Raw genomic sequence first — 13,521 nt, 5'->3', positions numbered from 1 at the left:
CGCGTGAAAACACATTTGCTCATCGCGGGCGCCACTGCCGCGGCCCTTTTGCTTTCGGCAGTAAACGCTGCCGCGCAAACCGATACCCTGAAGAAGATCAAGGAGTCCGGCGCCATCACCATGGGCGTGCGAGACGCTTCGGGCGCCATGTCCTTCACGCTCGGACCGGGCAGCTACACGGGCTTTCATGTCGAAGTCTGCGAGCGTGTCATCGCCGACATTCGAAAGACGTTGCAGCTCGAAAAGATCAACGTGAAGTACCAGCTGGTCACGCCGCAGAACCGCATTGTCCTGGTGCAGAACGGAACGGTCGACATCGAATGCGGCACCACCACCAACAACACGGCGCGCCAGAAAGACGTGGCGTTTGCGCCTACGCTCTATGTCGAAGGGGTTCGCATCGCCGTCAAGGCAAGCTCGGGCATTGCTTCTGCGGCGCAATTGGCCGGCAAGGCCGTGGCCGCGACAACGGGCACCACGTCTGTGCAGATCCTGCGAAAGCTCAAGCGCGACGGTGCGGGCGAAATTGCGGAGGTGCTGGCCAAGGACAACAGCGAGGGCTTCCTGCTGCTCGAATCGGGTCGCGTGGACGGCTTTGCAGCCGATGGCCAGATTCTTGCCACGCTGATTTCCAAGAGCAGGGAGCCGGCGCAGTACAGGCTGCTCGACCAGGTGCTCAGCGTGGAGCCGATTGCAATCATGCTTCCGAAGGGCGACGCGGCATTCAAGAAGCTCGTCGACCAGAGCGTGGTGTCGCTCGCCAGGAGCGGAGAGGCCGCGCGCATTTACGACAAGTGGTTTGTGCAGCCCATTCCGCCTCACAACTCGAAGGTCGGTCTGCCGGCGAGCGCACTGACCAAAGCGGCATGGGTGAACCCGACCGACAAGCCGATGGAAGAGTACGAGGCGCGATGACGCTGGGCAATGCATGGCTCGAAGCGATGAATCGTTGAACCGGGCATCGATTCTTGAGATGCTCGGGCCATGATCAACGAGCTCAGAACCTTCATCGCCGTGTGCCGACACGGCACCTTTGCCGCCGCGGGCGAGCGCATCGGCCTGACGCAATCGGCCGTCAGCAGCCAGATCAAGCGGCTCGAAGAGGCGCTGGGGTTCGAGCTCTTCGACAGGACGGGCCGGTCGGCCACCCTGAATGCGGCCGGCGAGACGACGCTGGCACGCGCGGAGGAGATCTGCGCGCTCTATGCAAAGCTTGGCGAGCTGCCGGAGGATGCCGCCCACGGTGGGCTGCTGCGGATCGGCGCCATTGCATCGACCCAATCGACGCTGCTCGCGCGTGCGCTTGCCAGCCTGCGCAAGGAGCTTCCGCAACTTCGCGTGCATGTGTCGCCCGGTGTGTCGATGCGGCTGATGGACGACCTGGATGCCGGTGTCATCGACGCCGCAGTCATCATCCGGCCGCCTTTCGGGATTCTTCCGGACCTGACGTGGCAATCGCTGGTGCACGAGCCGTACGTGCTCATCGCGCCCAAGAAGATGCCGGGGAAGGACTGGCGCACCCTCATCCAGGAGCAACCGTTTCTTCGCTACGACCGGGCATCGTTCGGCGGGCGCATGGTGGAACGGTTCCTGCGCCGCGAAGGCATCGTGGTCAACGATTCGATCGAGCTCGACGAAATACCGGGGCTCATCCACATGACTTCCAAAGGGCTGGGCGTTGCCCTGGTGCCGCTGGTGGAGGCGCACCTTCCGCTGCCTGCGAGCGTTCGCGTGCTCTCGCTCGGCGAGCTGACGTTCTACAGGGAGGTGGGCCTTCTCCAACGAAAGCCGCGGGCCAGTCCGCCCATCGTGGGACGGCTCGCGCACTGCTTGCAAGAAGCGGCCGAAGCAACCGAGACACCTCGGGGGTAAGCCCCGTGCCGAAGGGTTGTCGCGCTTGATACCATTTTTTCCATCGCGCCAGCATCACCGGCGCTGGAGACGAAATGGATTCGAGCAATTCAAACGCCACGCCAAAGATCATCGGCGAGGCGCTGTACCGCACCATGGTGCGCATTCGCGCATTCGAGAACGCCGCTGAAGCGGCCAGCCAGGGCGGCGTGAGCGCTTATGGCCAGCAGGCCGCCGGCTCTGCCAAGGTGCGCGGACCGCTGCATCTTTCAACCGGCCAAGAGGCGGTGCCGGCCGGCGTGTGCGCCCACCTGCGCGCGAGCGATTACCTCACCTCCACGCATCGCGGCCACGGCCACACGCTGGCCAAGGGCGCGGACCTGGTTCGCATGATGTGCGAGCTGTTCGGCAAGGCCACGGGCTTCAACGGCGGCAAGGGCGGCTCGATGCACATTGCGGATTTTTCGGTCGGCATGCTGGGCGCGAACGGCGTGGTGGCGGCCGGCCTGCCGATTGCCGTGGGCGCGGCACACGCGCAAAAGGTGCTCAAGAAAAGCGGTGACATCACGGTCTGCTTTTTCGGCGACGGCGCAATCAACCGCGGGCCTTTTCTCGAAGCACTGAACTGGGCGCGCGTGTACGACCTGCCGGTACTCTTCGTTTGCGAGGACAACCGCTGGAGCGCCACCACGGCGAGTGGGCCGATGACGGCGGGCGAAGGCGCATCGGCACGCGCCGCATCGATGGACATTGCGGCCACGCAGGTCGATGGCAACGACGTGTTCGCGGTGCACGAAACCGCCGCACGGCTGGTGCGCGAAGTGCGCGACGGCGGCGGGCCGCGCCTGCTGCATGCGCTGACTTACCGGGTGAAGGGGCATGTCTCGGTGGATCTCGCGGCGTACCGCGATCCGGCCGAACTCGCCGCGGCTCTGGAAACGGATCCGATTGCACGGGCGCGCGGGCACCTGCTTTCGCATGGCGTGAGCGCCGCCACGCTCGACGCCATCGAGAACGCTGCTCGCGACGAGGTCGATACCGCCCTGGCCATTGCCGATGCGGCGCCCTGGCCCGACGCCAGCACCGCTTTCACCGACGTGCAGACCATCGGAGCCGGCCAATGGCGCTGAGCAAGGATCTAAGCTACTCCGAAGCCGCGGTGCTCGCGGTTCAGCGCGAGATGGAAGCCGATGCACGCGTGGTGGTGCTCGGCGAAGACGTGGGCCGCGGCGGCATCTTCGGCCAGTACAAGGGGCTGCAGCAGACCTTCGGCGCCGAGCGCGTGATCGATACGCCGATCAGCGAGGCCGCGATCATGGGTGCCGGCGTGGGCATGGCGCTCGCGGGCCTGCGCCCGGTGGTCGAGATGCGCGTGGTCGACTTCGCGCTCTGCGGCATGGATGAGCTGGTGAACCAGGCCGCCAAGAACCGCTTCATGTTCGGCGGGCAGGGGCGGGTGCCGCTGGTGGCGCGCACGCCGGGCGGCATCTGGGACGCCTCGGCTGCGCAGCATTCGCAGTCACTCGAAGCCTGGTTCGCGCACCTGCCGGGCGTGGTGGTGGTGAGCCCTTCGACGCCGCAGGACAACTACAGCCTGCTGCGCGCCGCGCTGCAGTGCGGCGATCCGGTGGTCTACATCGAGCACAAGACGCTGTGGGGCCTGCGCGGTAATGTGGACGAAGACATGGCCGTGCCGCTTGGCAAGGCGCGGCGCGTGCGCGAAGGCAACGCCATCACGATCGTGAGCTGGAGCAAGCAGGTGCAGGCATGCGCGGCCGCCTGCGATGCGCTAGCGGCCGAAGGCATTGCGGCCGACCTGATCGACCTGCGCACGCTCTGGCCGTGGGACCGCGAGACGGTGCTTGCTTCTTGCGCGCGCACGCAGCGGCTGCTGGTGGTGCACGAGGCGGTGCAGGCGGCCGGCTTCGGCGCCGAGATTGCGGCCAGCGCCGCCGAAGCCACCGGGTGCCGCGTCGCGCGGCTCGGCGCGCCGCGCATTCCGGTCGGCTATGCGCCGGTGCTGGAGGCGCAATCGCGCGTCGGTGCCGAAGCCGTGGTGGCGGCCGCAAAAAAACTGCTGGGCTGATGCCGGGCCCTGAGGGCCCATCAGTTCAGCTGTTCAGGCCGCGAAGCCGCCGTCGATGTTGAGGCTCGCGCCCGTCACAAAGGCGGCCTCGGGGCTGGACAGGTAAGCCACCATGCCTGCGATTTCTTCCGGGTGCGCATGGCGGGCGAGCGCCATCAGGCCGTGCATGGCGGCGGCGTTCGGGCCGTCGACCGGATTCATGTCGGTGTTGACCGGGCCGGGCTGCACGTTGTTGACCGTGATGCCGCGCGGACCAAGGTCGCGCGCAAGGCCCTGCACCAGCCCCTTCAGCGCCGACTTGCTCATGGCATAGGCGCTGCCGCCAGGCCAGGGCATGCGCTCGGCATTCGTGCTGCCGATGTTGATGATGCGGCCGCCTTCGCCCATGTGGCGCGAGGCCGCCTTGGCCGCAACGAACACGGCGCGCACGTTGATGTCGAGCGTCTTGTCGAAGTCCTCGAGCGAGAAGTCGTCGAGGCTGCCGCCCAGGAACACGCCCGCGTTGTTCACCAGCACGTCGATCTTGCCGAACGCGCGGGCCGCTTCGTCGATACCGGCCGTGAGCGCCGCGGCGTCGGCGCTGTCGATCTTCAGTGCCAGTGCGCGGCCGCCTTCCGCTTCGATGCTGCGTGCGAGCTCGTCGGCCGGAGCGCTGGAGCTGGCGTAGCTAAAGGCCACGGCGGCGCCGTCGCGAACCAGGCGGCGCACGATGGCGGCGCCGATTCCGCGCGAACCGCCGGTGACGAAAGCGACCTTGCCGGCCAGGACGGGAGTGGTGGGTTGGGGAGTGGAGGCCATGTGGTTTCCTGAAGTTGTGAGCTGGAAGACCTTCAGTGTCAGGATTTAATTACCTTCCCGGTAGCCGTCAATTGGTGCAATCAAATTCAACCATTGGTTGAAAATGAGCGGATGGAACCGCTCAATCACCTCGATTCCTTTGTCCAGAGCGCGGAAAGCGGCAGCTTCTCGGCCGCCGCCCGGCGGCTGGGGCTCACGCCTGCGGCGGTCAGCAAGAATGTTGCGCGACTCGAAGCGCGCCTCGGCGTCCGGCTCTTTCAGCGCAGCACGCGCCGGCTGACGCTGACGGAGGGCGGCGAGCGATTCCTGGGGCAGATCGGCGGGGCGCTCGCAACGCTGAAAGACGCCGTGGCCGATGTTTCGAAGGACGACGGCCAACCTGCCGGAACGCTGAAGGTGAGCATGGGCCAGGCGTTCGGCCGCGAGCATGTGTTGCCGCTGATGGGCGACTTTCTTGCGCGCTACCCGTCGATCCTGCCCGACTGGCACTTCGACAACCAGCAGGTGGACCTGGTGGGTGAGGGCTTCGACGCGGCCATTGGCGGGGGCATCGAGCTGTCGCCCGGCATGGTGGCGCGTGAGCTGGCGCGCATTCATGTGGTGGCAGTGGCCGCCCCGGGGTATCTGGCAGGCCGCGCGTTGCCCGGCCATCCGGCGGATCTGGTGCAGTTCGACGCGCTGCTGCGCCGTTCTTCGCCCACGGGCCGGCTGCGCAGCTGGACGCTGCAGCACGCCAAGGGCGACCAGACCACGGTGGAGCTGCCCCGGCCGCGCGCGATCTTCAACGATCCGGAAGCAATTGCACATGCCGCGCTGATGGGCCTGGGCGTGGCCATGCTGCCGATGCCTTTCGTCGAGCGGGGCCTGCGCAGCGGCGAACTGGTGCGCCTGCTGCCGGAGTGGCATTTCGATGCGGGCGCGGTCTGGCTTTATTACCCGAGCAAGAAGCTGCTGCCGGCCAAGACGCGGGTGTTCGTCGACTTTGTGCTCGAGCGCTTTCGCCGCGAGCGCTTCGCCGAGCGGATGCAGGTGGCCTAACCGGCATACCCGGCGCGCCACCGGGGTTTTTACCCGCGACGCACGATGCCGTTCACCTGTACAAACGCGCGCATGACTTCTTCAACTTTCAAATCGAATCGCCGGGTTGCGCTTGCCGCTTCCGCGGCAGTGATCGCCCTTGCGGCTGCTCCTTCCTGGGCCCAGAACACCTGGCCGAACAAGCCGGTGCGCATCGTCGTGCCCTTTGCAGCCGGCGGCACCACCGACATCCTGGCGCGCGCCGTTGCGCCCGAGCTCTCGAAGGCCTTCGGCCAGCAGTTCATCGTCGACAACCGCGCGGGCGCGGGCGGCAACGTGGGCGCAGAAATCGTCGCGCGCGCGCCGAACGACGGCTACACGCTGCTGATGGGCACGGTAGGCACGCACGGCATCAACCGCGCGCTCTATCCCAAGCTGCCGTTCGACCCCATCAAGGATTTCGCGCCGATCACGCTGGTGGCGGCCGTGCCCAACGTAATGGAAATGAACGCCGACAAGGCCAAGACCCTGAACATCCGCAACGTGCAGGATTTCATCAAGTACGCCAAGGCCAACCCGGGCAAGCTCAACATGGCTTCGAGCGGCAGCGGCACGTCCATCCACCTGGCGGGCGAGCTCTTCAAGAGCATGACCGGCACCTACATGGCGCACATTCCGTACAAGGGCTCGGGCCCGGCGCTGCTGGACATGGTGGGCGGCAATGCCGACGTGATGTTCGACAACCTGCCCTCGTCGATGGCTCAGATCAAGGGCGGCAAGCTCACGGCGCTGGCCGTGACCAGCGCCCAGCGCTCGCCGGCACTGCCTGATATTCCGACGGTCGAGGAAGCGGGTGGCCCGGCGCTCAAGGGCTTCGAGGCGAGTTCCTGGTTCGGCTTGCTCGCGCCGGCCGGCACCCCGCCCGACATCGTGAATCGCATCCAGCAGGAAGTGGCCAAGTCGCTCGGCACGCCAGCCATCAAGGAAAAGATGCTGGCCCAGGGCGCTATTCCGAGCGGCAATTCACCCGCCGACTTCACGAAGCTGATTGCCAGCGAGCATGTGAAGTGGGCAAAGGTGGTGAAGGACTCGGGCGCAAAGGTCGACTAACCCCCCGGCCTGGTCAGGTGCTCCAGGTGACGTCTTTTTCCTCGGCCAGCGAATCCCTCAGCATGTGAAGCAGCGGCGCGGCGCGCTGGTGCAGGCTCACATGCTGCTTTTCGGCGTCGTCGGCATGGCCTTCGACGACGTGGTCGTCGTGGTTATGGGGGGCGTTGCTTGCTTCGCGAGCCAGCGCGGACTCGAGCGCCGCGATGGCGGCAGGAATCTGCTCGACGGTGATGATGCCCTGGGGTGCAGCCGGCTTGCCGACGATGTCGAGCAGCTGGCGCGCATGCACCTCCAGCATCACGAAGTCAGGCGTAGCCCGCGACTGGAATTTGTACAGCATGGTTGTTTTTACTCACTTGTAGATGTAGTCACGGGCAAAAGGGTACACCGATTGCGAACCGCGCAGCGCACCGTGCTCCACCCTGCCGTCCGGCTTGGTGGAAAGCATCTGGTGCAGTGAGATCCAACCCTGCTCGAAGCTCATGGCGGAGCCCGCCAGGTACAGGCGATAGGCCCGCAAGATGCGCTCGGCATTCCGGCTTTGCGCCCCCCCGGAGCGCTCGAGCACCTCGCGCGCGGTGCCAAGCTGCGCCTCGAGCGCGTCAGACCAAGCCCAGAGCGTGCGCGCGTAGTGCGGCCGCAGGCTTTCGGTATCGACCATCTCCAGCCCCGCAGCGGCCGTTTCGCGCAGCACATGCGTCACATGCAGCAGCTCGCCGCCCGGAAAGATGTACTTCTCGATGAAGTCGCCCATGCCCGCGCCCAGCTGCCGGTAGTCGAGCTGGCCCGAGGTGATGCCGTGGTTCAGCACCAGGCCGCCGGGCTTCAGCAGCGAATGGATCTTGCGGAAATAGGTCGGCATGTTGGCCGCACCCACATGCTCGAACATGCCGACCGACGCGATCTTGTCGAAAGGCGCGTCGGCGGAAAGCTCGCGGTAGTCGCGCAGCTCCACCCGCACCCGGCCCTGAAGGCCTTTTTCCTCGATGAGCTGTTGAACATGCGCGTGCTGGTTCTTCGACAGCGTGATGCCGGTGGCGTCCACGCCGTAGTGCTCGGCCGCCCACATCAGCAGGCCGCCCCAGCCGGAGCCGATGTCCAGGAAACGCTCGCCGGGCTGCAGCAGCAGCTTGCGGCAGATGTGGTCGAGCTTGGCCTCCTGCGCCTGTGCAAGCGTCAGCTCCGGGGTGCGGAAGTAGGCGCACGAGTAGACCCGGCGCGGGTCGAGCCACAGCGCGTAGAAGTCGTCCGAAACGTCGTAGTGGAACTGGATCTGCTCCGCATCCTTGTTCAGTGAGTGCGAGCCGCGGGACTTGGCCAGCCGCGCCAGGCGGGTCCACCAGGTGGTGTCGGTCTCGGCGGGGTTGCCGGGCAGCATGCCGACCGTTGCGTCGACCAGGTCGCGCATTGCGCCTTCGATCTGGACCTTGCCTTCTACATACGCCTCGCCAATGGCGCCCACCTGACGGGCGGCCAGCTTGGCCAGCGCCGACCACTCGCTGAACGCCAGGGTGACGCGGGACCCCGGCTTGGCAACTCTTCGGCCATCAGGCAATTCCAGCGCGATGGGCACGGGCAGCGACGCAAGCTGCGACTCGATCTTGGGTATCAAGCTTTGCATGGTGCGGCCATGGTATTGATTTTTTCAGTTTTTTGCATGACATCGCACAACCCATGCGGTACCCCCTGTGGTAGTGGTCCCGTTGACATCAGATTGTTTATGCTTAAACTATTCAATCATGAACAGCCTTACTGTCGGCGCTTCAGCCGCCCCCGCCATGGACCTTCAACGCATCCTGTGCATCGGCGGCGGCCCTGCCGGGCTGTATTTCGCGCTGCTGATGAAGGCGCGCAACCCGGCGCTCGACATCACCGTGGTCGAGCGCAACCGCCCCTTCGACACCTTCGGCTGGGGCGTGGTGCTCAGCGACCAGACGCTGGCCAACCTGGCGGCAGCGGACGGCGAGACCGCGGCGCTCATCGGCAACGAGTTCCATCACTGGGACGACATCCAGGTGTTCTTCAAGGGCCGCCAGGTGCGCTCCGGCGGGCACGGCTTCTGCGGCATCGGCCGCAAGCGGCTGCTGAACATCCTGCAGGAGCGCTGCTTGGCGCTGGGCGTGAAGCTGGTGTTCGAAACCGACGCGACGGACGACCAGGCGATTGCCGCCCAGTACAACGCCGACCTGGTGATTGCCAGCGACGGCCTCAACAGCCGCATCCGCCAGCGTTATGCCGATGTATTCAAGCCCGACATCGACCTGCGCAACTGCCGCTTCGTGTGGCTGGGCACGAACCAGACTTTCGACGCATTTACCTTTGCTTTCGAGCAGACCGAGCACGGCTGGTTCCAGGCGCATGCCTACCAGTTCGACGACAAGACCTCCACCTTCATCGTCGAAACGCCCGAGGCGGTGTGGAAGGCCCACGGCCTCGACCAGATGGAGCAGCCGGAGGCCATCGCCTTCTGCGAAAAGCTGTTCGCCAAGTACCTGGGCGGGCATCCGCTCATCAGCAACGCCACGCACCTGCGCGGCTCGGCCAACTGGATCCGCTTTCCGCGCGTGGTGTGCGAGCGCTGGACGCACCGCATCGACGTGCAGGGCCGCTCGGTGCCCGTGGTGCTGATGGGCGACGCGGCGCACACGGCGCACTTCTCGATCGGCTCGGGCACCAAGCTCGCGCTGGAAGACGCGATCGACCTGGCCAATGAATTCGCGCAGGGCGGCACGGTCGACCACGTGCTCGAGGGCTACGAGGCGCGCCGCAGCGTCGAGGTGCTCAAGATACAGAACGCGGCCCGCAACTCCACCGAATGGTTCGAAAACGTGCCGCGCTATACCGGCATGCAGATCGAGCAGTTCGCCTATTCGCTGCTCACACGCTCGCAGCGCATCAGCCACGAGAACCTGCGCGTGCGCGACACCGAATGGCTCGGCGGCTACGAACGGTGGCTCGCGGGCGGAAAGCCCGTGGCGCCCATGCTGATGCCTCTTACGGTGCGCGGGCTCACGCTGAAGAACCGCATCCTGGTGTCGCCGATGGCCACCTACAGCGCGGTCGACGGCGTGCCTCAAGACTTCTTGCTGGTGCACCTGGGTGCGCGCGCGCTCGGCGGCGCCGCCATGGTGTTCGTCGAAATGACGAGCCCGACGCCCGAGGGCCGCATCACCCCCGGCTGCACCGGCCTCTACAACGACACGCAGCAGGCCGCGTTCAAGCGCATCGTCGACTTCGTGCACACGCAGTCGAGCGCAAAGATCGCCATGCAGCTCGGCCACAGTGGGGCCAAGGGCTCGACGCGCGTGGGCTGGGAGGGCACCGACGAGCCTTTGGAGAGCGGCAACTGGCCGCTGCTGTCCGCAAGCGCGGTGGCCTATGGCGAGCAGAACCAGTTGCCGGCCGCAATGACGCGCGAGCAGATGGACGACATGCGCGAGCGGTTCGTCGAATCCACCCGCCGCGCGGCCGAATGCGGCTTCGACTGGCTCGAGCTGCACTGCGCGCACGGCTACCTGCTGTCGGCCTTCATCAGCCCCCTGACCAACCTGCGCACCGATGAGTACGGCGGAGGCATCGAAGCGCGCTGCCGCTATCCGCTCGAAGTGTTCCGCGCGATGCGCGCCGCCTGGCCTGAAGACAAGCCCATGAGCGTGCGGATCTCGGCGCACGACTGGGCGCCGGGCGGCAACACCGATGCGGACGCGGTCATCGTCGCGCGCCTCTTCAAGGAAGCCGGCGCCGATTTCATCGACGTGTCTTCCGGCCAGACCACGCGCGCCGCCAAGCCGGTGTACGGCCGCATGTACCAGACGCCGTTCTCGGACCGCATTCGCAACGAAATCGGCATCTCGACCATTGCAGTGGGTGCCATCACCGATGCGGACCAGGCCAACAGCATCATCGCGGCGGGGCGCGCCGACCTCTGCGCCATCGCGCGCCCGCACCTCGCCGACCCCGCCTGGACGCTGCACGAGGCGGCCAAGCTGCAGAGCCGCGATGTCGATTGGCCGAAGCAATACCTGAGCGGGCGGGACCAGATGTACCGCGAGATCGCCAAGCAGCAGCAGATGGCTGCGGCGGCCAATGCCGCAATGGCCGCGCAGAACAACGAGGAGACGCACTGACATGGACCTCGAAGCGCGCGCCCACAGCGAACACCCCGAGGCCCTGCGGCTCTGGCTGCGGCTCCTCACCTGCACGCAGCTGATCGAGAAGCAGGTGCGCAACGAACTGCGTTCGCAGTTCTCGACCACGCTGCCGCGCTTCGATTTGATGTCGCAGCTCGAGCGTGCGCCTGACGGCCTGAAGATGAACGAGCTCTCGCGCCGCATGATGGTGACGGGCGGCAACGTGACCGGCATCACCGACCAGCTCGTGACCGAAGGGCTGGTGGAGCGCGTAGACGTCGAGGGCGACCGGCGCGCCTGGCGCGTGCGTCTTACCGCGCGCGGCCGCAAGCTCTTCAACGAAATGGCGCAGCAGCACGAAGACTGGATCGTCGATGCCTTCGCGGGCCTCAGCGCCAAGGAAATCGCGCAGCTTCACAAGCTGCTAGGCAAGGTCAAGCAACACTCACACAGCCAGATGGCGGAGGCCGAATGAAGCACTACATCGGAGCGGGCAATCCCATGCGCGCGCAATTCGAGGCCAAGGCGCCTTACGAGGCCAAGCACTTCGCGTGGAGCTACGAGGCCGGCGTAGGCACCGTCACGCTGAACCGACCCGAGCGAAAGAACCCGCTCACTTTCGATTCGTACGCCGAACTGCGCGACCTGTTCCGCGCGTTGAACTACGCCACCGACGTAAAGGCCATCGTCATTACCGGCGCGGGCGGCAACTTCTGCTCGGGCGGCGACGTGCACGAGATCATCGGCCCGCTCACTGGCATGCGCATGCCCGAACTGCTGGAGTTCACGCGCATGACGGGCGACCTGGTGAAGGCGATCCGCGCATGCCCGCAACCCATCGTAGGTGCGATCGACGGCGTGTGCGCCGGCGCCGGCGCGATGATCGCGCTGGCCTGCGACCTGCGCTACGGGTCACCCGCCACGCGCACTGCATTTCTTTTCACACGCGTGGGCCTTGCCGGTGCGGACATGGGTGCCTGCGCACTGCTGCCGCGCGTGATCGGCCAAGGCCGTGCATCGGAGCTGCTCTTCACCGGCCGCGCAATGACGGCGCAGGAAGGCCACGCCTGGGGCTTCTTCAATGCGCTGCACGAAAGCGATGCACTGCTCGAGGCTGCCACCAAGGTGGCGCGCGAACTGGCCGAAGGCCCGAGCTTCGCGCACGGCATGACCAAGACGATGCTCTCGCAGGAATGGTCGATGACGATCGACCAGGCCATCGAAGCCGAAGCGCAGGCGCAGGCCATCTGCATGCAGACCGAAGACTTCAAGCGCGCCTACGAAGCCTTCGCGGCCAAGCGCAAGCCGGTGTTCGGTGGGGACTGACGCCATGATGACGAAGATCCCCGCACCACCTTCGACGGCGCACCTCGCGCTGCCCTTCTTCGACGAAGCCCATCGCTCGCTCGCGCGCGACCTGCTGCCCTGGTGCGCAGCGCAAGAGATCGATGAGCGCGACGACCGCGCGGCTTGCCGCGAATGGGTGCGCCGCCTCGGCGACGGCGGCTGGCTGCGCTATGCGGTGCCCGGCAGCGCGGGTGGCGCGCTCGAGCGTCTCGATTCGCGCGCGCTCGTGCTGCTGCGTGAAACACTGGGCTACCACTCGCCGCTGGCCGACTTCGCGTTTGCGATGCAAGGCCTGGGAAGCGGAGCCATCACGCTCGCGGGTACACCCGAGCAGCAGTCGCAGTACCTCACGGCCGTGGGCAAGGGCGAGAAGATCGCGGCCTTTGCGCTGAGCGAACCCGATGCGGGATCGGACGTGGCCGCGATGGCGATGAGCGCCGAACCCACGGCCGAAGGCTGGCGACTGAACGGCGCGAAGACGTGGATCAGCAATGGCGGCATCGCCGACTTCTATTGCGTGTTCGCAAAGACCGACCCCACGGGCGGTACGCGCGGCATCACGGTTTTCATCGTCGATGCGAAGACGCCCGGGCTCGACACCTCCGAGCACATCGACGTGATGGCGCCGCACCCGCTGGCCACCCTGCGCTTCGACAATTGCGTTGTGCCGCGCACGGCGCAGTTGGGCGAGCTCAACGGTGGCTTCAAGCTGGCTATGCGCACGCTCGACATCTTTCGCGCCTCGGTGGCGGCCGCCGCGCTCGGCATGGGGCGCCGTGCACTCGCCGAGGCCATCGCGCATGCGAAGAGTCGCCGGATGTTCGGGCAGACGCTTGCCGACTTCCAGCTCACGCAGGCCAAGCTGGGCGAGATGGCCGCATTGATCGACAGCGCCGCATTGCTCACTTATCGCGCCGCGTGGATGCGCGATGACGCCGAGCAGCGCGGTGCAGCCGCGGTGGGCGATGTGTCCGCTGCGGCGGCCATGGCCAAGATGTGCGCCACCGAGAACGCGAGCCGCGTGATCGACATGGCACTGCAGATGCACGGCGGCCTTGGCGTGAAGGTTGGCACGAAGATTGAAAGCCTCTACCGCGACATCCGCTCGCTGCGCATCTATGAAGGCGCGACGGAGGTTCAACAACTGATCATTGGCAAATCCGTTCTGCGGGGATAAATACC

The 13,521-nt window shown here is 66.2% G+C and carries 13 protein-coding genes; 10 read left to right on the top strand and 3 right to left on the bottom strand.

Annotated features, from left to right (window positions below; translation table 11 throughout):
- The first annotated feature begins 3 nt into the window (after positions 1-3).
- From V9L21_RS06125 to V9L21_RS06110, 4 genes are all read left to right on the top strand, one after another.
- Positions 4-915 carry an amino acid ABC transporter substrate-binding protein gene (locus tag V9L21_RS06125; protein WP_337310032.1) on the top strand — a complete coding sequence of 304 codons (912 nt, stop codon included), beginning with the start codon at positions 4-6 and terminating at the stop codon, positions 913-915.
- A gap of 69 nt (positions 916-984) precedes the next feature.
- On the top strand, positions 985-1,872 hold the full coding sequence (locus tag V9L21_RS06120; RefSeq protein WP_337310030.1) for a LysR family transcriptional regulator: 888 nt from the start codon (positions 985-987) through the stop codon (positions 1,870-1,872).
- Between the two features lie 74 nt (positions 1,873-1,946).
- Complete coding sequence (locus V9L21_RS06115) at positions 1,947-2,981, top strand: thiamine pyrophosphate-dependent dehydrogenase E1 component subunit alpha (protein ID WP_337310028.1); 1,035 nt, start codon at positions 1,947-1,949, stop codon at positions 2,979-2,981.
- Complete coding sequence (locus tag V9L21_RS06110) at positions 2,972-3,937, top strand: alpha-ketoacid dehydrogenase subunit beta (RefSeq protein WP_337310025.1); 966 nt, start codon at positions 2,972-2,974, stop codon at positions 3,935-3,937. The genes V9L21_RS06115 and V9L21_RS06110 overlap by 10 nt, the downstream gene beginning before the upstream one ends.
- Positions 3,938-3,970: 33 nt before the next feature.
- On the opposite strand, the gene V9L21_RS06105 is transcribed toward V9L21_RS06110, so the two are convergent.
- Entirely contained in the window at positions 3,971-4,735 is a 765-nt protein-coding gene (locus V9L21_RS06105) for an SDR family oxidoreductase (RefSeq protein ID WP_337310023.1), read from the bottom strand.
- Positions 4,736-4,846: 111 nt separating this feature from the next.
- Between V9L21_RS06105 and V9L21_RS06100 the strand changes: the two genes are divergently transcribed.
- Both V9L21_RS06100 and V9L21_RS06095 read left to right on the top strand, forming a co-directional pair.
- On the top strand, positions 4,847-5,773 hold the full coding sequence (locus V9L21_RS06100) for a LysR family transcriptional regulator (protein ID WP_337310021.1): 927 nt from the start codon (positions 4,847-4,849) through the stop codon (positions 5,771-5,773).
- Between the two features lie 72 nt (positions 5,774-5,845).
- Complete coding sequence (locus tag V9L21_RS06095; RefSeq protein WP_337310019.1) at positions 5,846-6,862, top strand: Bug family tripartite tricarboxylate transporter substrate binding protein; 1,017 nt, start codon at positions 5,846-5,848, stop codon at positions 6,860-6,862.
- A 13-nt stretch (positions 6,863-6,875) separates the two neighbouring features.
- Here V9L21_RS06095 and V9L21_RS06090 read toward each other — a convergent pair whose 3' ends face one another.
- Together V9L21_RS06090 and V9L21_RS06085 are read right to left on the bottom strand one after the other, a co-directional pair.
- Positions 6,876-7,202, bottom strand: coding sequence for a DUF1840 domain-containing protein (locus V9L21_RS06090; protein ID WP_337310018.1), 327 nt, complete (start codon positions 7,200-7,202; stop codon positions 6,876-6,878).
- A gap of 12 nt (positions 7,203-7,214) precedes the next feature.
- Complete coding sequence (locus V9L21_RS06085) at positions 7,215-8,483, bottom strand: class I SAM-dependent methyltransferase (protein WP_337310016.1); 1,269 nt, start codon at positions 8,481-8,483, stop codon at positions 7,215-7,217.
- 157 nt (positions 8,484-8,640) lie between these two features.
- On the opposite strand from V9L21_RS06085, the gene V9L21_RS06080 reads away from it, so the two are divergent.
- From V9L21_RS06080 to V9L21_RS06065, 4 genes are read left to right on the top strand one after another with little or no spacing between them, the layout of a single operon-like run.
- The gene (locus V9L21_RS06080) at positions 8,641-10,989 is read left to right on the top strand and encodes a bifunctional salicylyl-CoA 5-hydroxylase/oxidoreductase (protein ID WP_443304508.1); all 2,349 of its coding nucleotides are present in this window, start codon (positions 8,641-8,643) and stop codon (positions 10,987-10,989) included.
- 1 nt (position 10,990) lies between these two features.
- Positions 10,991-11,467, top strand: a complete 477-nt coding sequence (locus tag V9L21_RS06075) for a MarR family winged helix-turn-helix transcriptional regulator (protein ID WP_126748516.1) — start codon at positions 10,991-10,993, stop codon at positions 11,465-11,467.
- Entirely contained in the window at positions 11,464-12,318 is an 855-nt protein-coding gene (locus V9L21_RS06070; protein ID WP_337298184.1) for an enoyl-CoA hydratase family protein, read from the top strand. Before V9L21_RS06075 ends, V9L21_RS06070 begins: the two co-directional genes overlap by 4 nt.
- A 4-nt stretch (positions 12,319-12,322) precedes the next feature.
- Positions 12,323-13,516, top strand: a complete 1,194-nt coding sequence (locus V9L21_RS06065) for an acyl-CoA dehydrogenase family protein (RefSeq protein ID WP_337310012.1) — start codon at positions 12,323-12,325, stop codon at positions 13,514-13,516.
- Positions 13,517-13,521 lie beyond the last annotated feature (5 nt).

Origin of the sequence: Variovorax sp. CCNWLW235 (assembly GCF_037204085.1) — a bacterium.
GTDB lineage: Bacteria > Pseudomonadota > Gammaproteobacteria > Burkholderiales > Burkholderiaceae_C > Variovorax.
The sequence above is the reverse complement of the archived record's forward strand: the minus strand, read 5'-3'. Positions and strand labels throughout refer to the sequence as shown.

What these genes read in the sequence shown, in the direction of transcription:
- V9L21_RS06120 (WP_337310030.1), top strand. Translation starts at nt 985, where the DNA reads ATGATCAACGAGCTCAGAACCTTCATCGCCGTGTGCCGACACGGCACC.
- V9L21_RS06115 (WP_337310028.1), top strand. Translation starts at nt 1,947, where the DNA reads ATGGATTCGAGCAATTCAAACGCCACGCCAAAGATCATCGGCGAGGCG.
- V9L21_RS06110 (WP_337310025.1), top strand. Translation starts at nt 2,972, where the DNA reads ATGGCGCTGAGCAAGGATCTAAGCTACTCCGAAGCCGCGGTGCTCGCG.
- V9L21_RS06105 (WP_337310023.1), bottom strand. Translation starts at nt 4,735, where the DNA reads ATGGCCTCCACTCCCCAACCCACCACTCCCGTCCTGGCCGGCAAGGTC.
- V9L21_RS06100 (WP_337310021.1), top strand. Translation starts at nt 4,847, where the DNA reads ATGGAACCGCTCAATCACCTCGATTCCTTTGTCCAGAGCGCGGAAAGC.
- V9L21_RS06095 (WP_337310019.1), top strand. Translation starts at nt 5,846, where the DNA reads ATGACTTCTTCAACTTTCAAATCGAATCGCCGGGTTGCGCTTGCCGCT.
- V9L21_RS06090 (WP_337310018.1), bottom strand. Translation starts at nt 7,202, where the DNA reads ATGCTGTACAAATTCCAGTCGCGGGCTACGCCTGACTTCGTGATGCTG.
- V9L21_RS06085 (WP_337310016.1), bottom strand. Translation starts at nt 8,483, where the DNA reads ATGCAAAGCTTGATACCCAAGATCGAGTCGCAGCTTGCGTCGCTGCCC.
- V9L21_RS06080 (WP_443304508.1), top strand. Translation starts at nt 8,641, where the DNA reads ATGGACCTTCAACGCATCCTGTGCATCGGCGGCGGCCCTGCCGGGCTG.
- V9L21_RS06075 (WP_126748516.1), top strand. Translation starts at nt 10,991, where the DNA reads ATGGACCTCGAAGCGCGCGCCCACAGCGAACACCCCGAGGCCCTGCGG.
- V9L21_RS06070 (WP_337298184.1), top strand. Translation starts at nt 11,464, where the DNA reads ATGAAGCACTACATCGGAGCGGGCAATCCCATGCGCGCGCAATTCGAG.
- V9L21_RS06065 (WP_337310012.1), top strand. Translation starts at nt 12,323, where the DNA reads ATGATGACGAAGATCCCCGCACCACCTTCGACGGCGCACCTCGCGCTG.